Raw genomic sequence first — 25,227 nt, 5'->3', positions numbered from 1 at the left:
CGGTCAGTCCGTGCCCGGCATCGGGACGTCCAGGGGCGGTGGCGACGGTCGGAACGGCGGCGCGGTGTCACCGTGCGCGACCGGACGGTGGTCAGCGAACCAGGAGTACGCGACCGCTTCGTCGGCTTCGGCCGGACTCTCGTCGAGGCAGTCGTTGCACCGTGTGTGCCAGCCGGCCTCGTCGTGCCAACGGTGTGGATGGCCCTTGGCGACCCAGTCCGGCGACCACTTCACGTCGAAGGCGTACACGATCTCAGCGGCGATCCCCCACGCGAGGTTCTTGAGTGCATCGTCGCCGATGCCCTTGTCCCACGAGAGCCAGCCGTTGCGGAGTTCCTCGAAGACGTTGTCCGCGAGCAGCTCGTGGTTCTTGTCGCCCCACTCGTCGCTCGAGGACCGCACGACGACCGCGGGCACGCTCGGGGTCGTCGCCGGCCCAGCATCGCTCGCCCGGTCGTCCCTGGCCTGGTCGGCGCTGTGGGTCCGCGCGTACCGCTCGCCGTCCGTCGTGTTCATCAGCCAGACCGAGTTCGCGAGGTCACCGTCGGACTCGCCGGCCTGGGGTGCGCTGACGTAGCGTTCCCGGACGGTCGCAATCCGGTCAGCGGCGCTCCGCTCGGGTTCGACGAACGCGAGCTCCGAAGCGACGCGGACGAACATCCCGCTCGTCAGGAGCCCCCGACGGAGGCCGATCTCGACGGACCGCAGCGCCATCGCCCGGGCTCGGGTGGCGTCGGGTTCGTGATCGGTCCGCACCATGCGGTGCAGCGCGCGGAGGTCGGTCGCACAACCGTTCCGGTTGAACTCCGTCAGCTCGAGGAGCAGCTGTTCCTCGGGCGTCCGGGGTGCCGGCTCGGCGCTCGGTGTCAGGCCATCGTCGTGCCGGACACTGCGCCGCTGCACCCGGGGGTCCTCGGCGTCAGCGGGCGGGATGACGTCGATGTAGGCCTCGTGCCCGGGGAGGGGTTCACGCATCGCGGCGACGGAGCCGTCCGGCATGGAGCGGACTTCCTCTGCGGGGAAGGGGACGTACTCGAGGCCGGCGTCAGACAACGATCTCGTCTCCGTGTTCTTCGATGACGTTGCCGTCCTCATCCCAGATGCCGTCATCCCGTGCGAAGGGGTCGAGACCGGCGGCGATCCGTCGGGCACGCTCGGCTTCGAACAGGGCATCTCCCTTCGGCGTGTCCATGATGTAGCAATCCCAGAACGGGACCTCGACGTCGCCCGGCTCGAGCGTGTAGACAGCAGCTACTCGTTCGACGATCTCGTCAGGCGTGCCCTGCCACTCGTCCCAGCCGGCACGTCCGGGCCCGTCCGGCTCGTACGTGCCGACGGACACGAGTCCCTCGGCGAGGAGACGTCGAAGGTTGTCGAGTACCCATTCGCGCGTCTCCTCGCGGGGACGATGTCGTTCGATCTCGAACGTCGATGCCCAGCCCCAGAGGTTCTCGCCCGTTCCGTTGTAGGTCGTCGCAAGGACGTAGTAGGTCAGTTCGTTCATTCGAATCCCTCTGGTTTTGCGTCATCGGGCAGATCGTGGGCGTCGGCTCCCTTGGGCATGTGTAGCTTGACCGGCTTCGCACCGTTGCTCTGCACTTCGACGACCGGACCACCGGATTTGCTGTCTCGTCGGTACTGGACGCGAGTTCCGTCCGGAAGCACCACTGCGATGCGTTCAGGAGTGGAATCCGCAGCGACCTTTCCCCCACGGCTGAGATCCCGCCAGGCCTGCACGACCTCTTCAGGTGTGTCGACCTCTCGATGAGGAGGGCTGTCACCGAGCCGCCCGCGGGTCCGGATCTCCTTTTCCGCCTGCGCTCCGGTCATCGGCCCGACCACATCCGTCATGATCCCGGCGCCACCCGCGACCTCGCGGGGCTTGCCCGTGAGCGGATCGTGCGTCCAGGCCCACGCGTCCTGGTCCGCCTGCGCCATACGCTGCCGCATGGCATCGGCCGGGGTCTGCTGCTTCGTGTCCCCGCTGAGGCCGAACAGGATGCCCAGCAGCCCGAGCGCCGACAGTCCGCCGACGGCGCTGCCGGTACCGGCAGCGGTCCCACCAGCAGCGCCGAGCCACGGCCACGGGAACTGGAAGGGTGCGGAGGGGAAGCCCGGAAGCGGCATCGGCGCCACGAGGCTCGCGGTGCGCACGTCGGTCTCATCCCCGGCGAGGCCGGCGGTCGAGTCACCGCCGGTGATGGCCCGGATCTGCGAAGCGAGTCGCCGTTGCCAGTCTCGCCACTGTTCGTTCCAGTCCGAGACCGCTGCCCGGAGCGTCGCGTCCTCGGCAGCGAGGCCGGGGATCTTGTCCAACGACGTGCTCGAGTCCGGCGGCTCGGGCAACGCGGCGTCGTGACGTTCGACCGCGGCGTGGAGCCCGCCGGCGAACGACGCGATCCGCTCGACCAGTGCGGCCCGTCGCGTCTGGAGCTCGGCGAAGTCGAAGGACGCCCGATCGACGACTTCGTGCAGGCGCTCGGCGCTCTCGGCGAGCTCTGTCGCGACGGCGGTCGACCGGTGGGTCATGGCGGGCATCGCGGCGCTGACGCCGGCCATCTCGAACACCGCCGGCATGGTGGACCAGGAGTGCTCGCCGTCCGATGCCGTGGTCCGCACGTCGTCGGATGCGGCACGGAGCGTCGCGGCTGCGTCCACCACGGCGCTCATGTCGAGACGGATCTCGTCGAGCGACGCGACCGAGACCATGCCGCTCATCGCTCTGCCGCGTGATCGGCGGTGCTCGCCATCTGACCGTCCGCTTCGTCGACGGCAGCGAGCGCGATTGTCCCAACCGCGCTGACCGCCTGGAGGTGCGTGCCGATCCTCGACGCTGTCTCGATGCGCCCCGACGCGAACGACCGCAGCGCCGCTGCGATCTCCGGCGATCCGCTCGCCGCTTCGGCGAGCGCGTTGAGCGCTCGCGTGACCTCGTCCGCACGTCGGCTCACGCCGGATGCCACCGTGCGCACGTTCGCCACGGTCCTCGCGGACGCCGCGCGGTCGACGCGGTACGACTCCCCCATGTGGATCCCCATCCCCTGATACTTCACCGGCCGGAAGCGACCGTAGCAGGGACTGGAGGCGCGGTGCCAGCCCGCGCCGCGCCTCCAGTCCGTCAGTCCGTGGTCTCGAAGATCGGGCCGACCGTGCGCGAGCGCTTGAGCTCGAAGAAGGCGGGGACCTTCGCGACGGCGACGACGCCGTCCCACAGGTCGAGCGCCTCCTGCCCCTTGGGAGCCGGGGAGATGACCGGTCCGAAGAACGCGGTGCCCTCGACGGCGATGACCGGCGTGCCGACGTCCTGTCCGACGCGGTCGATGCCGTCCTGGTGGCTGGCGCGCACGGCGGCGTCGACCTCGTCGGTCCAGGCGTACTCGAGCAGGTCGGCGTCGAGGCCGAGTTCGGCGAGCACGGCGGGGACGACCTGCTCCGGGTCGGACTCCTGGCGGTGGTGGATGTGCTCACCGAGGGCGTCGTAGAGCGGCTTCACGACGTCCTGTCCGAGCCGGAGCCTCGCCGCCGTGACGATGCGCGGGTAGACCTGACCGGCGTGCAGGCGCTCCTTGTAGGAGTCCGGGACGTCCTGGTCCTCGTTGAGGACGAACAGGCTCATCACGTTCCAGGTCACGTCGAGGTCTCGGTGCTCGGCGACCTCGCCCACCCAGCGGCTCGTCATCCAGGCCCACGGGCAGTTCGGGTCGAACCAGAACTCCACGGCGGTGCGCTCGGTGGTGGGGTCGGTCGGGTTGTCCACAGTCGTCTCGGTCACGATCCGAGCGTACGCGGCGTCGCTAGGCTGGAACCCATCGTCCCGCCGGCGCACGACGCCGTCCGGGGCCCCGTACGCGGACACCGATCGTCCGCGTCCCCAGCGAAGATGGAGCGTTGCGTGCCCGGAGAGAACCTCACCCGAATCGAAGCCCAGGAGCGCGCGGCCGTCGTCGCCGTGCAGACGTACGACGTCGAGCTCGACCTGACCCGCGGCGCCGACAGCTTCGGCAGCACCACGCGGGTGCGCTTCACCGCCACCGCCGGCGCATCGACCTTCATCGACGCCATCACGAAGACCGTGCACTTGATCACGCTGAACGGCACGGCGCTCGACGTCACCGCGGTGAACGACGGCGTGCGCATCCGGCTCGACGACCTGCAGGAGCAGAACGAGCTCGTGGTCGTCAGCGACGCGCTGTACACGAACACCGGTGAAGGCCTGCACCGCTTCGTCGACCCGGTGGACGACGAGGTGTACCTGTACTCCCAGTTCGAGGTCCCCGACTCCCGCCGCATGTTCGCGGTGTTCGAGCAGCCCGACCTGAAGGCCGAGTTCTCCTTCACCGTGACGGCGCCGTCACGGTGGCAGGTCGTCTCGAACTCCCCGACTCCGGAGCCGCACGTCGACGGCGACGTCGCGACCTGGGCCTTCCCGCCCACCGCGCGCATCTCGAGCTACATCACCGCGCTCGTCGCCGGCCCGTACGAGGTCGTGCGCGACGAGCTGACCAGCCGCGACGGCCGGACGATCCCGCTCGGCGTGTTCGCGCGCAAGTCGCTCGCCTCGTACCTCGACCCCGAGTACGTGTTCGACATCACGAAGAAGGGCTTCGCGTACTTCGAGGAGAAGTTCGACGTCGCCTACCCCTTCGACAAGTACGACCAGCTGTTCGTGCCGGAGTTCAACGCCGGTGCGATGGAGAACGCCGGCGCGGTCACCTTCACCGAGACCTACGTGTTCCGGTCGAAGGTCACCGACGCCATCAAGGAGCGCCGGGTCGTCACGATCCTGCACGAGCTCGCTCACATGTGGTTCGGCGACCTGGTCACCATGAAGTGGTGGAACGACCTGTGGCTCAACGAGTCCTTCGCCGAGTGGGCCTCCACGATCGCCACGGCCGAGGCCACCGAGTGGACCGAGGCCTGGACCACGTTCCAGGCGATGGAGAAGTCCTGGGCCTACCGCCAGGACCAGCTCCCCTCGACGCACCCGATCGTCGCGACGATCAACGACCTCGAAGACGTCCAGGTCAACTTCGACGGCATCACCTACGCGAAGGGCGGCTCGGTCCTCAAGCAGCTCGTCGCCTGGGTCGGCATCGACGCGTTCTTCGCGGGTGTCTCCGCCTACTTCAAGAAGCACCACCACTCGAACACCGAGCTCCGCGACCTGCTCGTCGAGCTCGAGGCGACGAGCGGCCGTGAGCTGACCGAGTGGTCGAAGCTCTGGCTCGAGACCGCGGGCGTCAACACCCTGCGTCCCGAGATCGAGACCGACGAGTCCGGTGTCATCACGTCGTTCACCGTCCTGCAGGAAGCCCCCGCCGACTACCCGACGCTGCGCCCGCACCGTCTGGCGATCGGCGTGTACGCCTTCCGGAACGACGAGTCCGCGCCGTTCGGTGCCGACACGGCCTCCGCCGGCGGCAAGCTCGAGCGGGTCCACCGCGTCGAGATCGACGTCGACGGGGCCCGCACCGAGGTGCCCGAGCTCGTCGGCGTCCAGCGCGGCGACCTCGTGCTGCTGAACGACGACGACCTGGCCTACGCCAAGATCCGTCTCGACGAGCACTCCCGGCGCACCGCGATCGAGCACCTCGCATCGATCGCGAACCCGCTCGCCCGCTCGATCGTCTGGGGTTCCGTGTGGGACGCCACGCGCGACGCCGAGTCCCCGGCCAGCGACTACGTCCGCCTCGTGCTGGGCAACATCGCGACCGAGACCGAGTCGACGACCATCCGCACGACGCTCTCGCAGCTGCTGCTCACCGCACGCAACTACGTGGCACCGGGCTCGGTCGAGGCCACGGTCCGCACCGTCGGCGACACGCTCTGGCAGCTCGCGTCCTCGGCCGAGGCCGGCTCGGACGCGCAGTTCCAGTTCGTGAAGTTCTTCGCGCAGATCCCGTCCACGCCCGAGCACGTCGCGACCCTGCAGGGTCTCCGCGACGGATCGGTCACGCTCCAGGGCCTCGAGATCGACACGGACCTGCGCTGGGAGCTGCTCGAGGGCCTCGTGCTCGCGGGTGCTGCGGACAACGCCGAGATCGACGCCGAGCTCGCCGCGGACAAGACCGCGTCGGGCGAGCAGGCCGCGGCCCGCGCCCGGGCGACGATCCCCACGGCCGAGGGCAAGCTGGCGGCGTTCTCGTCGCTGGTCGACTCGTCCGAGCTGCCGAACGCCATCGTGCGCCAGACCACGGTCGGGTTCCAGCACGTGAACAGCCCGGTGCTGCTCGAGGGCCTCGTACCGAAGTACTTCGAGGTGCTCACGCGCATCTGGGCCGAGCGCAGCTACCACATGGCGGACACCATCGTCTCGGGCCTCTACCCGGCGCCGCTCGCGTCGGCCGAGCTCCGTGACGCCGCCGCCGCGTGGCTCGAGGAGCACCCGGAGACGCCGGCGCTGCGCCGCATCGTGTCCGAGAGCCTCGCGGGCACCGAGCGCGCGCTCCGGGTCCAGGCCGCCGACGCCTGACCCCTGCTCTGATCCGGCGGGGTCTTGGTGTTCCTCCAGGGACGCCGAGGCCCCGCCGCTTAGCATCGACCGGATATGAACTTGGCTGCAACGACCGAAGACACGTCCAAACTGGTCTCGAACGCGTTCACGGACTTCGTCGACACCTGGCAGGCGCCGATCACGATCGTCATCACGATCATCGCCGCGATCATCCTCCGGCTGATCCTGCGCCGGATGATCAAGCAGGTCGTCGATCGGATCGTGAACGGCGTCAAGAAGCGCCAGGGAGCCGCGGACACCCAGGCCCTCATCGCGTCGCCCGTGCAGACGGCTCGGGTCGTCCAGCGCACCCGGACGCTCGGCAGCGTCCTCGAGAACCTCGCGACCGTGGTCGTGGTCGCGATCGCACTCGTCATCATCGCCACTGCTGTGTGGAAGGGCGCCGCAGTCGGCATCGTCGGCGGGGCATCGCTCGTCGCAGCGGGTCTCGCCGTCGGCGCCCAGTCGATCGTCAAGGACCTGCTGTCCGGCATCTTCATGATCCTCGAGGACCAGGCCGGCGTCGGTGACGTCGTCGACACCGGTCAGGCCACGGGCGTCGTCGAGAACGTCGGGCTGCGCGTCATGCAGATCCGCGACGTGAACGGGATCCTGTGGTTCGTGCCGAACGGCCAGATCCTGCGCGTCGGCAACCTGTCGCAGGGCTGGTCGCGCGTGCTCGTCGACATCACCGTGCCCTACGACACCGACATCGACGCCGTGCAGGACGCCCTGCTCAAGGCCGCCGTCACGATGTCGCAGGAGTCCCGCTGGCGGCAGCGGATCGTCGAGAAGCCCGAGATCTGGGGGCTGCAGTCGATCACCGACGCCGGCATGGTCTTCCGCCTGGTCGTGAAGACCCGCGCGTCCGAGCTCGACGTCGTCGGCCGGGAGCTCCGCACCCGCCTGAAGCACGCCGTCGACGAACTCGGCATCACCCTGCCCGCGATGGCGATGATCATGCCCGAGGGCTGGGAGAACGCCACCTCGATCAACGGCCTGCGCACCGTCCGGACCCAGCCGACGCCGGCACCCACCAAGCCCCGGCGGACCAAGCGCAACATCCTCGGGCAGCCGATCCGCACGGACGACCCCGACAGCGGGAAGGACCCCCGATGACCGACCCCACACCCCCGAGCGGCGGCACGGGCGGGCCCGGAGCGCGCGGCTCGCTCGGCATGCCCGGCTCCCCCGGCGCGAACGGCTCCGTCGGGGTCCCGGCGCAGCCCATCACCCTGCGCGTCGGCGAGCACGGCGCCTCGGCCACGGGGTCGCTGTACGAGCGGATCGGCGGCGCCCCCACCTTCGACCGGCTCGTCCGGCGCTTCTACGAGGGCGTGCAGCAGGACGAGGTCATCTGGCCGATGTACCCGGCCGACGACCTCGAGGGTGCGATCTGGCGCCTCTCCGCCTTCCTGCAGCAGTACTGGGGCGGCCCGGGCACCTACAGCGAACAGCGCGGGCACCCCCGCCTGCGGATGCGGCACCACCCGTTCCGGATCACCTCCGAGGCCCGGGAACGCTGGCTCCGCCACATGCACGAGGCGGTCGAGTCGCTCGAGTTCGCGCCCCTCGACGAAGCCGAGCTCTGGGGCTACCTCGACCGCGCCGCCCACGCGATGACGAACACCTTCGACTGACGCGCGCCCGGCGCGACGCCGGCGCGGTGGACACTGCCCGTGGCGGACGGGAGGCCCGTGGCGGCGCCGCCACGGGCCTCCCGTCCGCCGGTCCCCGCGTTCTCGTGCCCGGCGGGACGCCGTCGTCTTCGGAAAACGCGTCTCAGCGCACGTACGAGCCGGAGGTGAGGTCCTCGACCAGGGACGGCCGCGACGGACGCCAGCCGAAGGCCGAGCGGGCGTGCGCGCCGGACGCCTCCTGGTGCAGCAGCAGGGCGTCGGCGTAGTCCCGCCCGAGCCGATCCCGGCTCGCGTCGGCGCTCTCGGCGACGACCGGTGCACCGTGGGCCCCGGCCTCGGCGACCTGACGGACGGTCGGGTTGTCCCCGGTCGCGGCGACGATGTACCCGTCGGGCTCGCCGCGGTGCAGCGCGAGGACGTAGAGCTCGCCGAGGTCGTCGACGTGCACCGTCGTCCACCGCTGGGAGCCGTCGCCCACCAGCCGCACCGGCTGCTCGCCGTCGCTGACGAACATCGCCGGGATGCCGGCGCCGCGCCCGAACACGATGCCGGGGGCGACGATGGTGCTCCGCACGTCGCTCGCCCGCAGCAGGGCCTCGTTCGGTCCGCGCCAGGCGGTCAACGCCGGCGGGTCGATCGGCGACTGCTCGGAGATGTCCGTCGAGTCGCCGAAGGTGAAGATCCCACCGGTGTGCACGAACGGCTTCGGTGTGCCGGCCAGGGCACCGATCGCGGTGCCGATGAAGTCCGGGTCGACGCCGGGCGCCGATGCCGTGTGGACCACACCGTCGCTCTCGTGCAGCAGCCGTTCGACGACGTCGGTGTCGGTGACGTCGCCGACCAGTGCCCGACCACCGGCGTCACGGACGTGCTGGGCCTTCTCGTCGGACCGGACGAGCGCGGTGACCTCGTCGCCGTGGGCCACGAGGGAGCGGAGGACGGAGGAGCCGATGTAGCCGGACGCGCCGGTGAGGAAGACGTGCATGCGGCCAGCCAACCACGGCGGCTGGGTGGCGTCGCCGACGTCGGCGTCGTCGCTAGGAGCTCAGGGTCCAGGCGCGGCGCTTCACGAGCACGTGGCCGCGCGAGGTCGTGAGTCGGCTCCACGGACCCGTCTCGAACAGGCGGACCGGGTCGTGCCCGAGGAACCCGAGGCTCTCGCCCGCGAAGCCCGCGCCGGCGGGCAGGTGTTCGACGCCCGGGACCGGTCGGCCCCAGACCTCGGCACGGATCCGCCGGACGATGGCCTCGCCCGAGTTGGACGGCACCGCGTCGGCGACCTCGGCGATGCCGTCGCGGGTGGCCCGGCGGAGGAGTTCCGGGGAGACGTCCGGCAGCGGCACCCAGCCACCGCGGGGCGGGGAGATGGCCGCCCACGTCACGGTGTGCACCTCGTGCGGCAGCTCGACCTCGATCGGGGTGGCCCGCGTCGGGTCGGCACCCTCGGCGTGTTCGGCGTCCTGCGCCTCGGCCAGCAGGCGGAGGCGCTCGAGGAGCGACTGCAGCGGGACCACGGTGTCGATCGACGCGGGCTCGGTGAGCGAGAACGTGCGGAGCCCGAGCACCGTCGGCAGTTCGTCGAGCAGCCCGAGCGGGTAGAGGATCGCCGTGTAGACGGCCAGGACGCCGGAGTCGGCGATGAGCCGGACCGAGCCGTCCTCGATCCGAGCGGCACGTCCGAGGTACGTGCGGAGGTCACCGAGTGAGGCGGCGTCGGGAAGCGTGAACGAGTTGCCCATGTCGTCCCCGATCCTACCGGCCATCGGCGCCGCGCAGCCTGGGCGCGACGACCTGCGACGGCGGCGGGCAGCCGTTCGTAGACTGCACAGCGTGAACGGCGAACCCGACTTCCTGCGGACCCTGCGACTCGAGGACACCGGCGCGAGCACGGGCGAGACGATCCTGACCGGTGCCAGCCACTGGTCCCCGGGCGGACGGGTGTTCGGCGGCCAGGTCCTGGCGCAGTGCATCGTCGCCGCGCAGCGCACGATCGAGGGACGCGACGTCCACTCGATGCACGGCTACTTCCTCCGGCCCGGCGACATCGACGTGCCGATCACCTTCGGCGTCGAGCGCATCCACGACGGCCGGTCGTTCGCGGCCCGTCGCGTGCAGGCCTACCAGCGGGGTGTCCCGATCTTCTCGATGATCGCGTCGTTCCAGGTGCCGGACACCGGCATCGAGCACCAGGACCCGTACCCGGTGGACACCCCGGACCCGGAGTCCCTGCCGTCGGCCGCGTCGATCCTGTCCGCGATCGACCACCCGGTCGCACGTGCCTGGGCCGCGCGGTCCCTCGACCTGCGACACGTCGAGGGACCGGTGTTCGTCGACGTGCAGGGCGAGCACGTGCCGCACCAGGCGGTCTGGTTCCGGGTGCAAGGCGACCTGCCGGAGGACCCGGCGCTCCACCGTGCGGTGCTCGGGTACGCGAGCGACCTGTCGATCCTCGAGCCGATCATGCGGCGGCACGGCGTCGCCTGGGGCACCCCGGGGGTCAAGAGCGCGAGCCTCGACCACGCCATGTGGTGGCACCGCGACGGTCGCGCCGACGAGTGGATCCTGTACACGCAGGAGTCCCCGAGCGCACAGGGCGGACGGGGACTCGCGTTCGGCCGGATGTTCTCCCGTGACGGCAAGCTGCTGGCCACCGTCGCCCAGGAGGGCATGATGCGGGTGCCTACGGCCGGCTGAACTGGACCGGTTCCTCGAGGTAGTGCTCGCACGCGGCACGCTCGGTGTCGGTCAGCCGACGCGGACGGTTCGTCGCCGCGTCGACCATCACGAGCGCCGTCGTCGCCCGGGTGTACAGGACGGGGTGCTGCCCCGCCGGCGACCAGACCTCGTACGAGACGTCGATGCTCGCACCCCCGAGCCGCCCGATCCACATCTGGATGTCGAGCGGCTGACGGAGGTACGGGATCGACTCCAGGTACTCGAGGCGCTGGCCGGCGATCACCGTCATGGTGCCCGAACCGGGCCGACCGTCGATGATCGGCTCGGGCAGGTTGCCGTCCGGGTCCTCACCCGGGTCCGCACCCCAGAACCCCACGATGCGCGCCTCTTCGAGCAGGCGCAGCATCGCGGAGTTGTTGACGTGACCGTAGGCGTCGATGTCGCTCCACCGCATGCGGATGGGAGCGTGCAGTCTCGCCACGAGGGTCAGTCGCGGGTGAGCTTGCGGTACGTCGCGCGCCCGGGCTTCGCGGCATCGGCGCCGAGGCGCTCGATCTTGTTCTCCTCGTAGGCCTCGAAGTTGCCCTCGAACCAGTACCAGTTCGGCGTGCCGTCCTCGTTGAGGCCCTCCCACGCCAGGATGTGCGTGGCGATGCGGTCGAGGAACCACCGGTCGTGGGTGATGACCACGGCACAACCGGGGTACTCGAGCAGGGCGTTCTCGAGGCTGCCGAGCGTCTCGACGTCCAGGTCGTTGGTCGGCTCGTCGAGGAGCAGCAGGTTGCCGCCCTGCTTGAGCGTCAGTGCCAGGTTCAGACGGTTGCGCTCACCACCGGACAGGATGCCGGCGCGCTTCTGCTGGTCCGGGCCCTTGAACCCGAACTGCGACACGTAGGCGCGGGACGGGATCTCGGTCTTGCCGACCTGGATGTAGTCGAGTCCGTCGGACACGACCTCCCACAGGTTCTTGTTCGGGTCGATGCCGCCGCGGGTCTGGTCGACGTAGGAGATCTGGACGGTGTCACCGATCTTCAGCGTGCCGCCGTCGAGGGGCTCGAGCCCGACGATCGTCTTGAAGAGCGTGGTCTTGCCGACGCCGTTCGGGCCGATGACGCCGACGATGCCGTTGCGGGGCAGCGTGAACGACAGGTCGCCGATGATCACCCGCTCACCGAACTGCTTGCGCAGGTGCTCGGCGTCGATGACCTGCGAACCCAGACGCGGGCCGACCGGGATGACGATCTCCTCGAAGTCGAGCTTGCGGGTGCGCTCGGCCTCGGTGACCATCTCCTCGTAGCGGGCGAGACGGGCCTTCGACTTCGCCTGACGGCCCTTGGTGTTGCTCCGGACCCAGTCGAGCTCCGAGGACAGGCGCTTCGCGAGCTTGGCGTCCTTCTTGCCCTGGACCTCGAGGCGAGCGCGCTTCTTCTCGAGGTAGGTCGAGTAGTTGCCCTCGTACGGGTACAGGCGGCCGCGGTCGACCTCGGCGATCCACTCGGCGACGTGGTCCAGGAAGTACCGGTCGTGGGTCACGGCGAGGACGGCACCGTGGTACTGCTGCAGGTGCTGCTCGAGCCAGAGCACGCTCTCGGCGTCGAGGTGGTTGGTGGGCTCGTCGAGGAGGAGCAGGTCGGGCTTCTGGAGCAGCAGCTTGCAGAGCGCGACGCGGCGCTTCTCACCACCGGACAGGTGCGTGACGAGTTCGTCCCCCGGGGGGCACTGCAGCGCGGCCATGGCCTGCTCGAGCTGGGAGTCGAGGTCCCACGCGTCAGCGGCGTCGATGTCTTCCTGCAGCGTGCCCATCTCGGCCAGGAGCGCGTCGAAGTCGGCGTCCGGCTCGGCCATGAGCGCCGAGATCTCGTTGAAGCGCGCGAGCTTGCCGTGGATCTCGCCCACGCCTTCCTGCACGTTCTCGAGCACGGTCTTGCTCTCGTCGAGCTCCGGCTCCTGCATGAGGATGCCGACGCTGAAGCCCGGCGTGAGCTTCGCCTCGCCGTTGGACGGCTGGTCGAGACCCGCCATGATCTTCAGGATCGTCGACTTGCCAGCACCGTTCGGTCCGACGACGCCGATCTTGGCACCGGGGAGGAACGACATCGTGACGTCGTCGAGGATCAGCTTGTCGCCGACCGCCTTGCGGGCGCGGACCATCTGGTAGATGTACTCAGCCATATCTCGATGAGTCTACTGAACCCGGCCCGCTGTCGGAACGCGCACAAGGGGTGTTGCATCGGCACACTTCGACGTACGGTTGCCTCGCCTTCCACCAGAGGCCTCGTCGTCCACACGGAGATCAGGATCAGGGACATGCCCACAACACGAATCCGCCGGCTCGCACTCCCCCTCGTCGGAGCGGTCGCACTCGCGGTCGGTCTCGTCGCACCCACCGGCGCGACGGCATCGGCAGCCACCGTCGCCCCGCACGGCACTCCGCTGGTCGAGTACACCGCCAACATCACCGAGGGCGGGGCCGGCACCGGGTACTCCTCGTACATCAACGTGCACGACGCCTACAACAACGCGTTCTCCGTGGGGATCCAGTCCGACAAGGGGTCCACCGTGAGCAAGGGTGCGCCGCGGTTCATCTGGGAGCGCGTGCAGAACGGCAAGTTCACGTACGGCTACCTCGGCCCGGCGACCCACAACGTGACCCCGGTCGGACTCCGCTTCTACCCGAACAACGTCGGGACCTTCTTCGCGAACGGCCACACGATCGCGGCGGTCGGGCTGAACCTGAAGGGGCGCCTGTTCTTCAACGTCGAGGGGAACGGCCGCCTGAACGGCGACGTCGTCCACTCGTCGATGCGCAACGTGAAGATCACGGTGCGCAACAAGCCCGGCGTGAGCGGCCTGCAGGGCACGTGGAACACGAACTTCTCGTTCCACGGCCTGAAGGCACGCCAGGTCAACTCGCCGGCGGTCCAGGGAGCGACGTTCTGGGTGGACGGCCGTGTGAGTGGCCTGCCGAAGGGCGGCAACTGGGACACGACCGAAGTGGCGGGCATCGGCATGATCACCCAGCGCTGGTGATCGTCGGACACTGATCCGCGCGACGGGCATCACGCGGCCGTGCGTTCGTGCTCCTCGGGTGCGTCCAGGGCGCGCAGGCCGTCGACCTGACCGGCGTCGTCGAGATCGTGGTCGTGTTCGTCGTCCCGATCGACGTGGTCGGGCTCGACGTGAACGACCGACTCCTCGCCGTCCGCCCGGGCCTGGTCGTGCCCAGGAGCCGACCCGGGCTCGTCCGGGGTCGGGCCGCGCACCTCGCCGGTCCGGGGGTCGACGTCCGGGGTGACACCCGGCGTCACCGCCGAGTCCGAGGTGTGTCGAGGCACCTTGACCCAGTTGCTGATGCCCCACGCCAGGTCGTGCCCGATGCCGTCGGCGTCGATCTCGACCGAGGTCCCACCGCGACCGTCGCGTTCCCAGGTGCGGATGCGGACCCGGCCGGCGACGACGATCCGGTCGCCCTTCTTCAGGGACTTGAACACGTTCGATGCGAGCGACCGGAACGCGGTGACGGTGTACCAGTTGGTCGCGCCGTTGACCCAGGCGGCGGTTGCCCGGTCCCAACGCCGTGAGGGCGACGCGAGTCGGAGACTCGTGATGGCGATGCCGGTCTCGGTGACGAGGTGCCGGGGCTCGGTGGCGACGATTCCGCAGACGGTGATGATGTCGTTCATGCGTCGATCGTCACGGAGCCCGGGGCTGCGTCAGCGGCCCCGGGCTCGATCTGTGGCGTGTGGACCCGATCAGGTGACCTGTGGAGGACGAGTCCCCCGGGCCTCCTGGACGGACCCGCTCAGTGTGCTCGGAACTCGGGCCGGGCGGCCAACGGTCCGAGCGCGGCGTGGACCGCACCCTTCGCGGACTCGAGGGACGGGTAGGGCCCACCCGCCCGTCGACGTCCGTAGAGCTCGACCTCGAAGCCGTCCGCCGCACGGTGGATGCTGCCCACCGCGCCGGCCGGACCGATCGCGACCCAGGTTCCCGTGTTGTCCGTCATGTTCGAACCACCTCCTTGTGGCCCTGCCGTCCCGGGGTCAGGACGCCAGGATGTACTGACTGTAGGCCTTCCGGACCTTGTTCACCTTGGGCAGCGCCACTGCGAGGCAGTAACCCTGGCCCGGGTTCTTCGCGAAGAAGTCCTGGTGGTACTCCTCGGCGCGGTGGAACGTCGAGAGCGGCTCGATGGTGGTGACGATGCCGCCGTCCCAGATGTCGGAAGCCCGCTCGATCGCGCGCTCGAACAGCTCGCGCTGCGCGTCGTCGGCCGGGAACATCGCCGAGCGGTACTGCGTGCCGACGTCGGCGCCCTGACGGTTCAGCTGACGGGGGTCGTGCAGCGTGAAGAAGACGTCGAGGATCACGTCGGCGGGGATCACCGACTCGTCGAACGTCACGGCGACCGCCTCGGCGTGCCCCGTCGTGCCGGTGCACACCAGTTCGTAGGAGGGCTCCTCGACGTGTCCGCCGACGTAGCCGGACACCACGTCCTGCACACCCTGGAGCGTGCGGTACACGGCGTCGAGACACCAGAAACATCCACCTGCGAGCACGAACGTGGTCATGGCCACTCCCTCTCTCCGGGCCGCCGATGCAGCCGCCTCGTCCCTCCACAACAGTGTGCGCGGAGACCCTGTTCCCCAGATCTGATGGCACCCCTCGGCGTGTCGGTGGTCCGCCGTAGCGTCGGCACCACACCGACCAGGAGGCCAGCGATGCAGACCATCACCGAACCCGCACTGCGGATCCGCACCGTCCCGCTGGCCCGCGCCCGGGGCGACTACCGGATCCTCGACGTCCGCGACGACCTGAGCCGGGTCACCCGGGCCAACGGCGAGATCGTCGGGTACGTCGACCGCATCGACGTCGCCGGCGACACCGCGTACCGTGCCCGCCGGTACGTCGAGACCGAGCGCCGGTTCGTCGAGCTGCCGAGCGTGTGGTCCGCCGACGACGCCGTCGACACCCTGCGCTGGTCATGATGTTCCAGATTGGAATCATCTGCGGTGGGATGCGCGGAACGCCGTCCGGCCTCCCCGACGCCTGAACGTTCCGTGGGTATGGTGCGCGCATGGACTGGTGGAACGACCTGACCGACTGGACTTCGTCCGACACGGGTTGGCGGGTGCTCTCGGGCGCTGTGATCCCCTTCGTCGCCATCGTCGTGGCGGGCGTCATCGCGGCGCTCATCGGGCGCAGCGCGACGAAGCGGGTCGTGGCGCTGCAGGAGCGGGAATCGAAGAACGCGGCCGTGGCCGCGATCCTGACGGCTGCGCGCAAGGCAGCTGCGTGGGGATCGCTCGGACACGACGAGCGGGCCTACGCCGACCACCTCGCCGAGGACGCAGACATCCGGCTACGCCTGCTCCCCGTGCAGGGCGCGCCGCTGGCTGCCAACTGGGCACAGCACGAGATCGCCGACATCAAGAAGAACTCGTCGACGTTCAGCTTCCAGGCCGACCAGTCCCTCGCCGAGTTCCGAGACCGCCTGCTCGACTGGCAGGCGCGACCGAGCCGTGCGCGCAAGCTCTTCAAGGCAGACCTCGAGCGCTGGAAGTTCGAGTCCCCGGACCCCGACGCCGACCTGATCAAGCGCCAGCAGGACTGGAACGCCGACCAGGCCGAACCCCCGCGCACGCAGTCGCAGACGCAGGCGCCGGCAACGGCCCCGGCCGCTCCCGCCGAGCGTCCCACCCCGACGACGACCTCGCTGCGTCCGGCGCAGCGCCCCACGTCCGCACCCTCGACTCCTCCGGCGCCGGCCGCTGCCGCCCCCGGTGCTGCTGCACCAGGTGCTGCTGCACCAGGTGCTGCCGGCGGGACGACCCCGTCGTTCTCGGTGAACCGCGGTGCGGGCACGAACCCCAACCGCGGCACCGCCGACCCGAACGCCACGCGTTCCTTCGGTGACAACACCACCCGCGTGTACGGCGACGACGAGGCTGCACCCCCGGTCCGACCGACGCTGGGTACCCCGACCTCGCCCTCCCGCTCCCCCCAGGGACGCGGCACGGACGACACCGAGGTCGTGGACGACGACAGCGCCACCCGCGCCTTCGGCGACACCGACCGCGCACCGCGGAACGACCGTCCGTCCTCGTCCGACCGCCCCGTTGCGACGCCCACCGCAGCCGACGCCCACGTCAACCGGGCACCCGCCAACGACGTCCCGCCCGCCTCGGCACCCCGGGTCGACACCCCCGGCGCGACGAACACCACGTCCGTCCCGACGCGGCTGAACCAGGCCCCCGCAGAGCCGGCCGACGCGAACGAGACGTCCGAGGCGCCGTACACGCAGCCGATCAGCGCCGCCGAACTCCGGCGCCGTGCCGCGGACGACGACGAGTGACAGCCAGCACGACGAGTAGCAGCCAGCACGACGAGTAGTAGCCAGCACGACGAGAACAGGGCCGCCATCCGGAGAGGATGGCGGCCCTGTTCGTCTTCGGCGCCCCCGGCAGGAATCGAACCCGCGGCACGGTGGGTAGAAACCACCTGCTCTATCCACTGAGCTACGGAGGCGAGCAGCGTCGATTGTAGCGGCGAGCGGCCCTCAGACGCTCGATGCACGCCCCGCCGCGTCGCCGCGACAGGGCTCGGCGGTCGCCCAACGGTCGGCCACCGTCTGCTCCCCGTTCCCCTCCACGACACCCGCGCTTCGTAGCGTCCGGAGCATGCGCACCACCGGTTCCGTCCTCGCCGTCGTGCCCGCCCGTGCCGGGTCGAAGGGGATCCCCGGCAAGAACCTCCGCACGGTCGCGGGTCGTTCGCTGGTCCGTCGAGCGGTCGAATCGGCACGACGTTCCGCGCGCATCGACGAGGTGGTCGTCACGACCGACGGCGACGCCATCGCTGCCGAGGCCGTCGCCGCCGGTGCCGCCGTGGTCCGCCGTCCACCCGAGCTCGCCGGCGACGAGGCGTCCTCGGAGTCCGCGCTGCTGCACGTCCTCGACGCGATCAGCACGCCGCTGCCCGAGGTCCTCGTCTTCCTGCAGGCGACCTCGCCGTTCATCGACCCGGCCGACCTCGACGCGGCCGTCGCGCGCGTGGTCGACGGGCACGCCGACGCGGTGTTCGCCGCCGCTCCGTCACACGCGTTCCTGTGGCGGACCGCCCCGGACGGTACCGCGGTGGCGGTGAACCACGACGCTGCGACGAGGCCCCGTCGGCAGGACCGCGAGCCCGAGTACCGCGAGACCGGCGCCTTCTACGTGATGCGGACGGCGGGGTTCCTCGAGAACCGGCACCGGTTCCACGGCCGCGTCGAGCTGGCCGTCGTCGACGGTGCCGGCGCGATCGACATCGACGACGAGGCCGACCTGGCCCTCGCCGAAGCCCACGCCGAAGCCCCGACCCCGACCCCGACCCCGACAGCCACCACGACCCGAGACCCATCCCCGACGCGGGCCACCCCCGCACCGAACGGAGCACCATGACCGTCACCATCGGTACGTCCACGATCGGCGCGGGCCACCCCGCGTACCTCATCGGCGAGATCGGCCTCAACCACAACGGCGACGTCGACATCGCGAAGCAGCTCATCGACGTCGCTGCCGACGCGGGCCTGCAAGCCGTGAAGTTCCAGAAGCGCACCCCCGCGATCTCCACGCCGGAGCACATGAAGAACACCCCGCGCAGTACCCCGTGGGGCGACATGACCTACCTGGAGTACCGCTACCGCGTCGAGTTCGACCGCGACCAGTACATCGAGATCGGCGACCACGCGACCCTCCGGGGCCTCGACTGGTTCGCGTCGCCGTGGGACGAGCCGTCGGTCGACTTCCTCGAGGACCTCAACGTCGTCGCCTACAAGATCGCCTCGGCGTCCGTCACCGACCTCGGCATGCTCGCCGCCGTCGCCGCGACCGGCAAGCCCGTCATCCTGTCGACCGGCATGTCCACGCTCGAGCAGATCGACGCCGCCGTCGAGACCCTCGGCACCGACCATCTCGTCCTCATGCACGCGACGTCGACCTACCCGCTGCCGGCCGAGGAGGCGAACCTCCGCATGATCGACACCCTCGCCCACCGCTACGCGGGCGTCCCCGTCGGGTACTCCGGCCACGAGCCCGGCCTGCAGATCTCCATCGCCGCGGTCGCTCTCGGCGCCACGGCCGTCGAGCGCCACATCACGCTCGACCGCACGATGTGGGGCTCCGACCACGCCGCGTCGCTCGAGCCGCACGGCCTCAAGACGCTCGCCCGCGACATCCGCATCATCGAGACCGCCCTCGGCGACGGCGTGAAGAGGATCTTCCCCGGCGAGCAGGCACCGCTCGCGAAGCTGCGTCGCGTCGGCGCGTGACCGGCCCGGTCGACCGGACCGGTGCCCTGGACGGGCCGGGTGACGGTGGTGCGCCGACGGTCGGACTGGAGGCGCGCCTCCCGTCCGACGCGTCACCACGCGTCCGACGCGTGGTCGGCCTGGTCGACACCGACTCGTTCGCGAAGTGGGGCGCCCACCTGCTGGCGAGCGCCCCGGCGGACTGGGACCTGGAGCTGCGCACCGTGGCGACCCCGCGGTCGGCGAGTCCGAAGCAGCTGCGGTCGGCGTTCCGCGGGCTCGACCGGCGACTCGCCCACCTGCACCGCGAACCACCCGCGCCCAAGGACGTCGACGCCGTCGTCGAGGAGCTCCGACAGGACCCGCCGGACGCCGTCCTGGTGTCGTTGATCGGACCGGTGGCTGAACTCGTGATCGACGAGGTGCATCGGCGGATCCCGCACCGGCCGGTGCTGGTGTCGGGGCTGCCGGGGATCTCGTTCCCGTCGAAGTGGAAGGGCATCTTCTTCCGCGCCCGAGCCGACCTGTTCGTGCTCCACAGCCACCGTGAGGTCCGCGCGTACGAGGAGATGGCGCGCGAGGGCGGCGTCGAGCCGCACTTCGCGCTCGCAACGCTGCCGTTCGCGCGGCGTGCCGGATCGACCGGCAGCGCCGGCGCGACCGATCCTGTCGGCGGTGTCGGTGGGACGGTTCGCGACTCCGTCGTCTTCGCGGCGCAGCCGAGTGTGCCGTCCGAGCGGGCCGACCGGGCGCTCGTCGTGCGGTGGCTGGTCGAGACGGCGCGGGCGCATCCGGAGTGGCGCGTCGTCATCAAGACGCGCGCTGCTGCCGGCGAGCACCAGACGCACCGCGAGGAGCACCCCTACCCGGACCTGGTGCCCGCGGACGCGCCGACCAACCTCGTGGTGGAGAGCGGGCCGATGGCCGAACACCTCGACCGGGCGGTGGCACTCGTGACCATCAGCTCGACCGCGGTGCTCGAGGCGGCGGCACGGGGTGTCGCCGCGCTCACGCTGACCGACTTCGGCATCGGGCGGCACCTGATCAACGAGGTGTTCGTGGGGAGCGGCCTCGAGGGTGACGCCGTCGACCTGGTCGATGGACGGTTCGGGGTCGTCCGGCCGGAGTGGATGCGGGACAACTACTTCCACCCAGCTTCTGAGGACGACTGGCAGCACCGGCTCGTGGAGCTCATGGCCCGACGGGACGCCGGGGCCCTGGTGGACCGGGCGCCGGCGCGGCGGAGTCGCGGTGGGGTGCTGCGCCGTGCGTGGGAGCGGAAGAACGCCCTCGGCGGGGCGGATCGCAGCCCGCTCGGGCTGGTGGCGCTGGGCATCGGGGCGCCGATCCGGGGCGCGAAGCGTCTGGTGCGACGCGTGCGGGCGATGGTCGATCCGCCGGCACCCGTGGTGGTGGCGGCGCCGACGTCGCAGCGCGCGGGGGTCCGCGCCGCTGTGCCTGCGCCGGGGGCCGCCGCTGGCACGGCCGCGGCGCCTGCGGCTGCGACGGCTGCGGCGGCGGCGGCGGCGGCTTCGGCGGCCGCGGCGGCCGCGGCCGCGGCTGCGGCTCGTTCAGAGCGCCTTGGCCACCGCGAGCAGGAGCTGGTCACGGGTCGGGACGCCGGGTGAACGGAAGACCTCGGTGCCGTCGTCCTGCCGCACGATGATCGTGGGCGTGGACCGGATACCGAGGTCTTCCGCGTCGTCGGGGTGTGCCGCCACGTCGCGTTCGGTCACGGTGAGCCCCGGGACGAGCGCCGAGGCCTCGGCCGACACCCGGCGGGCGGCGGCGCACGGCGCACAGAAGGCGGACGTCCAGAGGTCGAGCTGCATGTGGTCCTGCAACGCGGCGGGTGGGGGTTCTACTCCCGGTCGAACTCGCCGCTGCGGTCGCCGCGGTCCTGCAGGTCGTCCACCGGGTCCGACTCCTCCGGCTCGTAGGTGAACTCGACCGAGATCTGGTCGAGGACCTGACGGGACTTGGTGGCGCGGTAGGTGAAGGCCGTCTGCAGGCCCTCGACGTCGGCGAACACCGTGACCTCGTCGTCCAGCGCGTCGCTCGTGGCGGTGCGGGTGTCGGTCGTGCCGTCGAAGGGGCCGCCGTGGAAGATCGCGGTGTACTCGTCGCCTTCGTGGATGGTGATGTCGCTCATGCCTCCCTTCTACCAGGCGGCGGCTGGTGCAGTCTGTTCAGGCCCGTCGCTGCTCGGCTGCACCGCCGTCGCTCTTCCGTTGCGCTTTGCATAGCACGGCTATATAGTTCAGCTATGGAAACACCGCGTGAGCAGACGATCGAGACCCTCCTCGTCTCCGTCAACCGCCTGATCCGCAGCGCCGTCCAGTCGACGGGCAACACCACGTCCGCCGCGGTCTGGCGCACGCTCGGCATCCTCGAGACCGACGAGCCCCTGCGACTCGGTGAACTGGCCACCGCCTCCCGTGTGGCGCAGCCCACGATGACCCGACTCGTCGCCGGCATGCTCGCCGATGGCCTGGTCAGCCGCAGCGTCGACCCGGACGACTCCCGCGGGCAGCTCATCGAACTCACCGAGGCCGGACGCGAACGACTCGCCTCCTGGCGCTCCACCCTCACCAGCACGGTCGGTCCGTTGTTCGCCGACCTGACCGACGACGACTGGGACGTCCTGCACCACGCGGCGAACCTGATCGCCCAGCGCACCCGGACAACCCCCAACGGAACGGAGATCCCCGCGTGAACGCCCACGCACCCGCCGGCCAGTCCGGCTCCATCCTCAAGCAGTCGTCCGCGGTCTGGGCGATCGCCTTCGCCTGCGTCGTCGCGTTCATGGGCATCGGCCTCGTCGACCCGATCCTCCCGGCGATCGCGGCGTCCCTCAAGGCGACCCCCGCGCAGACCGAACTGCTCTTCACGAGCTACCTCGCCGTCACCGGTGTCGCGATGTTCTTCACCAGCTGGGTCTCCAGCCGCATCGGCGCGAAGCGCACCCTGCTCATCGGACTCGCCCTGATCGTGGTCTTCTCGGTCCTGGCGGCGACGTCGAACAGCGTGTGGAGCATCATCGACTTCCGCGCCGGCTGGGGTCTCGGCAACGCGCTCTTCATCTCCACCGCGCTCGCGACCATCGTCGGGGCAGCGTCGGGCGGCACCGCCTCGGCGATCATCCTGTACGAGGCAGCGCTCGGCCTCGGCATCGCCGTCGGTCCCCTCGTCGGAGGTCTGCTCGGCTCGGTGAGCTGGCGCGGCCCGTTCTTCGGCGTCACGACCCTGATGGCCGTCGCGTTCATCGCCATCGTCGCCCTGCTGAAGACCGGCAGCCTCGAGAAGCCCACACCGACGAAGCTCTCCGCACCCTTCCGCGCCCTGACCCGTCCGGCGCTCGCAGCTCTCGCCGCGACCGCGCTGTTCTACAACATCGGCTTCTTCGTCCTGCTGGCGTACACCCCGTTCCCGCTCGGCTTCGGCGCGCTCGGCATCGGGTTCACGTTCTTCGGCTGGGGTGTCGGTCTCGCGATCACGTCGGTGTGGGTCGCCCCGATGCTCACCGCCCGTCTCCGGAGGACGACGGTGTTGAAGATCGCCCTGCCCCTGCTCGCGGTCGACCTGTTCGCCGCGGCCGTCGTCGTGCGCTCCCAGGTCGGCCTGATCATCTGCGTCGTCATCGGTGGCCTCGTGCTCGGCGTCCTGAACACCGTGCTCACCGAATGCGTCATGGAGGCCACCGACCTCCCCCGCTCGGTCGCCTCGAGCGCCTACTCCGCCGTCCGGTTCATCGGCGGCGCCATCGCCCCGCCCGTCGCGACCCTGCTCGCCGACGCGTACTCGCCCTCGGCGGCGTACGTCTTCGCGGGTGCGTCCGTCGCGGTCGCCTTCGTCGTGATCCTCTGCACCACGAGGGTCCTGCGTCGCGTCGACGACGGTGCCGAGCCGGAGCGTGTCGAGGCCGAGGCCATCACCGCCGGCGACATGGCTTAGCCGCCCGGGGGCCCGCGCTCTCATCTCACGCACGCCCCACTTCCCCACTTCCCCTCTTCCCCACGAACGGGCGAAATGCCGGAGTGTCCCCCTCGGGCACGCCGGCAGTTCGCGCGTCCGCGCGCTCGCGCGGCCTCTCTCCCCCTCACCCCTCACCCTCACCCGCGTGAGCGGGCGAAACATCCGGGTGCGTCCAGAAGGCGACCGCGGCATTTCGCCCGCTCGGCTGGGCGCGGGCGTGCCAAGGCGCGACCGCGGCGCCGCCGTGGGCGAGCGGGCGGAATACCGCGGTCCGTCCGCGGGGCGACCGCGGCATTTCGCCCGCTCGCGGTGACGACGCGGGGGCCGGCGGGATCGGTGCGGCAGGCGGGGTGGAAGCGACCGCCTGGAGGCGCGGGGTGCCCCGCCGGGGCGCGGTGGGCCTCCAGGCGGTCGCCTGCACCGCATGCGGCTCACGTGATCGACGAGCGGGCGGAACATCCGGGTGCGTCCGCAAGACGACCGCGGCATTTCGCCCGCTCGCGGATCGGACGCGCGGGACGGGTGACCGAGCACCGGCCACCGAGCCCGAGCACGGGTAGGCACAGGCGGGCACGGGTAGGCACAGGCGAGCACGGGCAGGCACAGGCGAGCACGGGCAGGCACGGGCAGGGCGGGCGCAGCGGCACGTACGGGAGGCACGCGGGGCGGGAATAGGATCGAGGACATGGCAACCGCGAATGACCGCCTCGTCTGGATCGACTGCGAGATGACCGGCCTCGACCTCGAGGTCGACGAACTCGTCGAGGTGGCCGTGGTCATCACCGACTTCGACCTCGAGCCCGTGCACCCCGGCTTCGACATCGTCATCAAGCCCGACCAGTCCGCGCTCGACAACATGAACGAGTTCGTGACGAACATGCACGTCACCTCGGGGCTCCTCGAGGAGATCCCGAACGGCGTGAGCCTGGCGGACGCCGAGTACCAGGTGCTCGAGTACATCCTCCAGCACGTCCCCGCCGAGGGCTCCGCACCCCTGGCCGGCAACACGATCGGCACCGACCGCGCATTCCTGTCGAAGTACATGCCGCGGGTCGACGGGCACCTGCACTACCGCAGCGTCGACGTGTCGAGCATCAAGGAGCTCTGCCGCCGCTGGTTCCCCCGCGTGTACTTCAACGCGCCGGAGAAGCACGGTGGGCACCGGGCCCTCGCGGACATCCTCGAGTCGATCCGCGAGCTCGAGTACTACCGCCGCGCCGGCTTCGTCGCCGAGCCCGGCCCGAGCACCGACGACGTGCGGGCCGTGCAGGCCGACGTCGTGGCGAAGTGGGAGTCACGGCTGGCGCAGCCTGCGGCCGAGTAGCGACACGGGTGGTCCGCACCCCGTCCCGCATGTACTACTATTGAGTGGTCGCGCCGGTCCGCCGGTTCGAACATGGTGGATATAGCTCAGTTGGTAGAGCGCCTGGTTGTGGTCTAGGAGGTCGCGGGTTCGAGACCCGTTATTCACCCCAGTCGAGGGAGAGTCCTGTTGCGTGTGACGCAACCGGGGCTCTCCCTCAGTGTTTGTCTGGGCACCTCCGGCGCCGTGCAGCTTCGCCGCGGGTGGTCAACCGCAGGTGCTCAGCCGCGAGGGCTCAGCCGCGGTTGGTCAGCCGCAGGTGCTCAGCCGCGGGTGGTCAGCGCGGTGTGGGACGATCCCTGCGTGATGGAGATGTCCGCCGACGCGTTCGAGCAACTCGTGACCGACGAACTCGACCTGCTGCCCGACGAGATGGTCGACGGGCTCGACAACGTGGTGTTCGTCGTCGAGGACGAGCCGGAGAACGGCGAAGAGCTGTTCGGCGTGTACGACGGCGTCGCGGCCACCGAGCGCGGGCAGTACGGCTTCGGCGAGCTGCCCGACCGCATCGTCGTGTTCCGGAAGCAGCACCTGGCCGAGTGCGACACGGTCGAGGAGCTCAAGGACGAGGTGCACACCACCCTCGTGCACGAGATCGGCCACTTCTACGGGATCGACGACGGGCGGCTGCACGAGCTCGGCTGGGCGTAGCGGTGAGTCTGAGCGCCGCGGCGCCCGGTGCCCGGGTTTCGGGCTCAGCGACATTCCTCGGGCCTACGGGCGCGAGAACTGTCGCTCACCGCGAAAACTCGCGCCCGTAGGCCCGAGGAATGTCGCTGAGCCCGAAACC

General features: G+C 70.4%; 28 protein-coding genes and 2 tRNA genes. 15 read left to right on the top strand and 15 right to left on the bottom strand.

Annotated elements, in window-relative coordinates; all coding sequences use genetic code 11:
- Positions 1 to 3 precede the first annotated feature (3 nt).
- The 5 genes from DEJ00_RS14735 to DEJ00_RS14715 all read right to left on the bottom strand — a co-directional run bounded on the left by DEJ00_RS14735 (position 4) and on the right by DEJ00_RS14715 (position 3,772).
- Positions 4 to 1,053 carry a hypothetical protein gene (locus tag DEJ00_RS14735; RefSeq protein WP_146247987.1) on the bottom strand — a complete coding sequence of 350 codons (1,050 nt, stop codon included), beginning with the start codon at positions 1,051 to 1,053 and terminating at the stop codon, positions 4 to 6.
- Positions 1,046 to 1,504 carry a hypothetical protein gene (locus tag DEJ00_RS14730; RefSeq protein ID WP_111057871.1) on the bottom strand — a complete coding sequence of 153 codons (459 nt, stop codon included), beginning with the start codon at positions 1,502 to 1,504 and terminating at the stop codon, positions 1,046 to 1,048. The genes DEJ00_RS14735 and DEJ00_RS14730 overlap by 8 nt, the downstream gene beginning before the upstream one ends.
- Positions 1,501 to 2,568 (bottom strand): hypothetical protein, encoded by a 1,068-nt coding sequence (locus DEJ00_RS14725; RefSeq protein ID WP_146247986.1) that lies wholly within the window; start codon positions 2,566 to 2,568, stop codon positions 1,501 to 1,503. The genes DEJ00_RS14730 and DEJ00_RS14725 overlap by 4 nt, the downstream gene beginning before the upstream one ends.
- 146 nt (positions 2,569 to 2,714) lie before the next feature.
- A complete protein-coding gene (locus DEJ00_RS14720) occupies positions 2,715 to 2,981 on the bottom strand; it encodes a hypothetical protein (RefSeq protein ID WP_146247985.1) in 267 nt (88 codons plus the stop codon).
- Positions 2,982 to 3,118: 137 nt separating this feature from the next.
- Positions 3,119 to 3,772, bottom strand: a complete 654-nt coding sequence (locus DEJ00_RS14715) for a DsbA family protein (RefSeq protein ID WP_258373699.1) — start codon at positions 3,770 to 3,772, stop codon at positions 3,119 to 3,121.
- Positions 3,773 to 3,892: 120 nt separating this feature from the next.
- Here DEJ00_RS14715 and pepN point away from each other — a divergent pair, with 120 nt between their 5' ends.
- The 3 genes from pepN (at position 3,893) to DEJ00_RS14700 (ending at position 8,133) form a co-directional block, all read left to right on the top strand.
- A complete protein-coding gene (gene pepN / locus DEJ00_RS14710) occupies positions 3,893 to 6,472 on the top strand; it encodes an aminopeptidase N (RefSeq protein ID WP_111057867.1) in 2,580 nt (859 codons plus the stop codon).
- A gap of 75 nt (positions 6,473 to 6,547) precedes the next feature.
- Positions 6,548 to 7,612 (top strand): mechanosensitive ion channel family protein, encoded by a 1,065-nt coding sequence (locus DEJ00_RS14705; RefSeq protein ID WP_111057866.1) that lies wholly within the window; start codon positions 6,548 to 6,550, stop codon positions 7,610 to 7,612.
- A complete protein-coding gene (locus DEJ00_RS14700) occupies positions 7,609 to 8,133 on the top strand; it encodes a globin (RefSeq protein WP_309148144.1) in 525 nt (174 codons plus the stop codon). Before DEJ00_RS14705 ends, DEJ00_RS14700 begins: the two co-directional genes overlap by 4 nt.
- A gap of 142 nt (positions 8,134 to 8,275) precedes the next feature.
- Here DEJ00_RS14700 and DEJ00_RS14695 read toward each other — a convergent pair whose 3' ends face one another.
- Both DEJ00_RS14695 and DEJ00_RS14690 read right to left on the bottom strand, forming a co-directional pair.
- A complete protein-coding gene (locus DEJ00_RS14695) occupies positions 8,276 to 9,118 on the bottom strand; it encodes an NAD-dependent epimerase/dehydratase family protein (RefSeq protein ID WP_111057865.1) in 843 nt (280 codons plus the stop codon).
- A 52-nt stretch (positions 9,119 to 9,170) separates the two neighbouring features.
- Positions 9,171 to 9,872, bottom strand: coding sequence for a hypothetical protein (locus DEJ00_RS14690; RefSeq protein WP_111057864.1), 702 nt, complete (start codon positions 9,870 to 9,872; stop codon positions 9,171 to 9,173).
- A gap of 91 nt (positions 9,873 to 9,963) precedes the next feature.
- Here DEJ00_RS14690 and DEJ00_RS14685 point away from each other — a divergent pair, with 91 nt between their 5' ends.
- Positions 9,964 to 10,827, top strand: coding sequence for an acyl-CoA thioesterase II (locus DEJ00_RS14685; protein ID WP_111057863.1), 864 nt, complete (start codon positions 9,964 to 9,966; stop codon positions 10,825 to 10,827).
- On the opposite strand, the gene DEJ00_RS14680 is transcribed toward DEJ00_RS14685, so the two are convergent.
- Together DEJ00_RS14680 and ettA are read right to left on the bottom strand one after the other, a co-directional pair.
- Positions 10,814 to 11,263 (bottom strand): thioesterase family protein, encoded by a 450-nt coding sequence (locus DEJ00_RS14680; protein ID WP_111057862.1) that lies wholly within the window; start codon positions 11,261 to 11,263, stop codon positions 10,814 to 10,816. The two genes, DEJ00_RS14685 and DEJ00_RS14680, sit on opposite strands and share 14 nt — an antisense overlap.
- Before the next feature lie 32 nt (positions 11,264 to 11,295).
- A complete protein-coding gene (ettA, locus tag DEJ00_RS14675) occupies positions 11,296 to 12,981 on the bottom strand; it encodes an energy-dependent translational throttle protein EttA (protein WP_027464653.1) in 1,686 nt (561 codons plus the stop codon).
- A gap of 135 nt (positions 12,982 to 13,116) precedes the next feature.
- On the opposite strand from ettA, the gene DEJ00_RS14670 reads away from it, so the two are divergent.
- Positions 13,117 to 13,839 (top strand): hypothetical protein, encoded by a 723-nt coding sequence (locus DEJ00_RS14670; RefSeq protein WP_111057861.1) that lies wholly within the window; start codon positions 13,117 to 13,119, stop codon positions 13,837 to 13,839.
- Positions 13,840 to 13,868: 29 nt separating this feature from the next.
- On the opposite strand, the gene DEJ00_RS14665 is transcribed toward DEJ00_RS14670, so the two are convergent.
- From DEJ00_RS14665 to msrA, 3 genes are all read right to left on the bottom strand, one after another.
- On the bottom strand, positions 13,869 to 14,492 hold the full coding sequence (locus DEJ00_RS14665; protein WP_111057860.1) for a single-stranded DNA-binding protein: 624 nt from the start codon (positions 14,490 to 14,492) through the stop codon (positions 13,869 to 13,871).
- A gap of 119 nt (positions 14,493 to 14,611) precedes the next feature.
- Entirely contained in the window at positions 14,612 to 14,815 is a 204-nt protein-coding gene (locus DEJ00_RS14660; RefSeq protein ID WP_017886045.1) for a hypothetical protein, read from the bottom strand.
- 37 nt (positions 14,816 to 14,852) lie between these two features.
- On the bottom strand, positions 14,853 to 15,380 hold the full coding sequence (msrA, locus tag DEJ00_RS14655) for a peptide-methionine (S)-S-oxide reductase MsrA (protein ID WP_071246723.1): 528 nt from the start codon (positions 15,378 to 15,380) through the stop codon (positions 14,853 to 14,855).
- A 150-nt stretch (positions 15,381 to 15,530) separates the two neighbouring features.
- On the opposite strand from msrA, the gene DEJ00_RS14650 reads away from it, so the two are divergent.
- Positions 15,531 to 15,797, top strand: a complete 267-nt coding sequence (locus DEJ00_RS14650; RefSeq protein ID WP_111057859.1) for a hypothetical protein — start codon at positions 15,531 to 15,533, stop codon at positions 15,795 to 15,797.
- Positions 15,798 to 15,886: 89 nt separating this feature from the next.
- Complete coding sequence (locus DEJ00_RS18310) at positions 15,887 to 17,164, top strand: hypothetical protein (protein ID WP_146247984.1); 1,278 nt, start codon at positions 15,887 to 15,889, stop codon at positions 17,162 to 17,164.
- 100 nt (positions 17,165 to 17,264) lie between these two features.
- Here the strand turns inward: DEJ00_RS18310 and DEJ00_RS14635 are convergent.
- Positions 17,265 to 17,337, bottom strand: a tRNA-Arg gene (locus DEJ00_RS14635).
- 152 nt (positions 17,338 to 17,489) lie between these two features.
- Between DEJ00_RS14635 and DEJ00_RS14630 the strand changes: the two genes are divergently transcribed.
- Genes DEJ00_RS14630 through DEJ00_RS18600 form a run of 3 tightly spaced genes read left to right on the top strand, consistent with a single transcriptional unit; the run spans position 17,490 to position 20,727 of the window.
- Positions 17,490 to 18,251 carry a cytidylyltransferase domain-containing protein gene (locus DEJ00_RS14630; RefSeq protein WP_111057856.1) on the top strand — a complete coding sequence of 254 codons (762 nt, stop codon included), beginning with the start codon at positions 17,490 to 17,492 and terminating at the stop codon, positions 18,249 to 18,251.
- A complete protein-coding gene (locus DEJ00_RS14625) occupies positions 18,248 to 19,120 on the top strand; it encodes an N-acetylneuraminate synthase family protein (protein ID WP_111057855.1) in 873 nt (290 codons plus the stop codon). The genes DEJ00_RS14630 and DEJ00_RS14625 overlap by 4 nt, the downstream gene beginning before the upstream one ends.
- Positions 19,117 to 20,727 carry a DUF6716 putative glycosyltransferase gene (locus DEJ00_RS18600; protein ID WP_181440197.1) on the top strand — a complete coding sequence of 537 codons (1,611 nt, stop codon included), beginning with the start codon at positions 19,117 to 19,119 and terminating at the stop codon, positions 20,725 to 20,727. Before DEJ00_RS14625 ends, DEJ00_RS18600 begins: the two co-directional genes overlap by 4 nt.
- On the opposite strand, the gene DEJ00_RS14615 is transcribed toward DEJ00_RS18600, so the two are convergent.
- Together DEJ00_RS14615 and DEJ00_RS14610 are read right to left on the bottom strand one after the other, a co-directional pair.
- Positions 20,671 to 20,931: a thioredoxin family protein gene (locus tag DEJ00_RS14615; RefSeq protein WP_027464648.1), complete on the bottom strand. Its 261-nt coding sequence runs from the start codon at positions 20,929 to 20,931 to the stop codon at positions 20,671 to 20,673. The genes DEJ00_RS18600 and DEJ00_RS14615 overlap by 57 nt on opposite strands.
- Before the next feature lie 29 nt (positions 20,932 to 20,960).
- On the bottom strand, positions 20,961 to 21,251 hold the full coding sequence (locus DEJ00_RS14610) for a hypothetical protein (protein WP_027464647.1): 291 nt from the start codon (positions 21,249 to 21,251) through the stop codon (positions 20,961 to 20,963).
- 114 nt (positions 21,252 to 21,365) lie between these two features.
- Between DEJ00_RS14610 and DEJ00_RS14605 the strand changes: the two genes are divergently transcribed.
- The 5 genes from DEJ00_RS14605 to DEJ00_RS14585 all read left to right on the top strand — a co-directional run bounded on the left by DEJ00_RS14605 (position 21,366) and on the right by DEJ00_RS14585 (position 25,088).
- Complete coding sequence (locus DEJ00_RS14605; RefSeq protein ID WP_027464646.1) at positions 21,366 to 21,815, top strand: MarR family winged helix-turn-helix transcriptional regulator; 450 nt, start codon at positions 21,366 to 21,368, stop codon at positions 21,813 to 21,815.
- Positions 21,812 to 23,053 (top strand): MFS transporter, encoded by a 1,242-nt coding sequence (locus DEJ00_RS14600; protein ID WP_111057854.1) that lies wholly within the window; start codon positions 21,812 to 21,814, stop codon positions 23,051 to 23,053. The genes DEJ00_RS14605 and DEJ00_RS14600 overlap by 4 nt, the downstream gene beginning before the upstream one ends.
- Before the next feature lie 706 nt (positions 23,054 to 23,759).
- A complete protein-coding gene (gene orn / locus DEJ00_RS14595) occupies positions 23,760 to 24,398 on the top strand; it encodes an oligoribonuclease (RefSeq protein WP_027464644.1) in 639 nt (212 codons plus the stop codon).
- Positions 24,399 to 24,473: 75 nt separating this feature from the next.
- Positions 24,474 to 24,549, top strand: a tRNA-His gene (locus tag DEJ00_RS14590).
- Between the two features lie 194 nt (positions 24,550 to 24,743).
- Positions 24,744 to 25,088 carry a metallopeptidase family protein gene (locus DEJ00_RS14585; protein WP_111057853.1) on the top strand — a complete coding sequence of 115 codons (345 nt, stop codon included), beginning with the start codon at positions 24,744 to 24,746 and terminating at the stop codon, positions 25,086 to 25,088.
- Positions 25,089 to 25,227: the final 139 nt, after the last annotated feature.

The organism is Curtobacterium sp. MCLR17_039 (genome assembly GCF_003234745.1).
GTDB classification, from domain to species: domain Bacteria; phylum Actinomycetota; class Actinomycetes; order Actinomycetales; family Microbacteriaceae; genus Curtobacterium; species Curtobacterium flaccumfaciens.
Note: the sequence above shows the minus strand (reverse complement) of the source record. Positions and strands in the feature narration are given on the sequence as shown.

Coding starts and splice junctions, on each gene's coding strand:
- DEJ00_RS14730 (WP_111057871.1), bottom strand. CDS start 1,504: ATGAACGAACTGACCTACTACGTCCTTGCGACGACCTACAACGGAACG.
- DEJ00_RS14705 (WP_111057866.1), top strand. CDS start 6,548: ATGAACTTGGCTGCAACGACCGAAGACACGTCCAAACTGGTCTCGAAC.
- DEJ00_RS14700 (WP_309148144.1), top strand. CDS start 7,609: ATGACCGACCCCACACCCCCGAGCGGCGGCACGGGCGGGCCCGGAGCG.
- DEJ00_RS14695 (WP_111057865.1), bottom strand. CDS start 9,118: ATGCACGTCTTCCTCACCGGCGCGTCCGGCTACATCGGCTCCTCCGTC.
- DEJ00_RS14690 (WP_111057864.1), bottom strand. CDS start 9,872: ATGGGCAACTCGTTCACGCTTCCCGACGCCGCCTCACTCGGTGACCTC.
- DEJ00_RS14680 (WP_111057862.1), bottom strand. CDS start 11,263: ATGCGGTGGAGCGACATCGACGCCTACGGTCACGTCAACAACTCCGCG.
- ettA (WP_027464653.1), bottom strand. CDS start 12,981: ATGGCTGAGTACATCTACCAGATGGTCCGCGCCCGCAAGGCGGTCGGC.
- DEJ00_RS14670 (WP_111057861.1), top strand. CDS start 13,117: ATGCCCACAACACGAATCCGCCGGCTCGCACTCCCCCTCGTCGGAGCG.
- DEJ00_RS14665 (WP_111057860.1), bottom strand. CDS start 14,492: ATGAACGACATCATCACCGTCTGCGGAATCGTCGCCACCGAGCCCCGG.
- DEJ00_RS14660 (WP_017886045.1), bottom strand. CDS start 14,815: ATGACGGACAACACGGGAACCTGGGTCGCGATCGGTCCGGCCGGCGCG.
- msrA (WP_071246723.1), bottom strand. CDS start 15,380: ATGACCACGTTCGTGCTCGCAGGTGGATGTTTCTGGTGTCTCGACGCC.
- DEJ00_RS14650 (WP_111057859.1), top strand. CDS start 15,531: ATGCAGACCATCACCGAACCCGCACTGCGGATCCGCACCGTCCCGCTG.
- DEJ00_RS18310 (WP_146247984.1), top strand. CDS start 15,887: ATGGACTGGTGGAACGACCTGACCGACTGGACTTCGTCCGACACGGGT.
- DEJ00_RS14630 (WP_111057856.1), top strand. CDS start 17,490: ATGCGCACCACCGGTTCCGTCCTCGCCGTCGTGCCCGCCCGTGCCGGG.
- DEJ00_RS14625 (WP_111057855.1), top strand. CDS start 18,248: ATGACCGTCACCATCGGTACGTCCACGATCGGCGCGGGCCACCCCGCG.
- DEJ00_RS14615 (WP_027464648.1), bottom strand. CDS start 20,931: ATGCAGCTCGACCTCTGGACGTCCGCCTTCTGTGCGCCGTGCGCCGCC.
- DEJ00_RS14610 (WP_027464647.1), bottom strand. CDS start 21,251: ATGAGCGACATCACCATCCACGAAGGCGACGAGTACACCGCGATCTTC.
- DEJ00_RS14605 (WP_027464646.1), top strand. CDS start 21,366: ATGGAAACACCGCGTGAGCAGACGATCGAGACCCTCCTCGTCTCCGTC.
- orn (WP_027464644.1), top strand. CDS start 23,760: ATGGCAACCGCGAATGACCGCCTCGTCTGGATCGACTGCGAGATGACC.
- DEJ00_RS14585 (WP_111057853.1), top strand. CDS start 24,744: ATGGAGATGTCCGCCGACGCGTTCGAGCAACTCGTGACCGACGAACTC.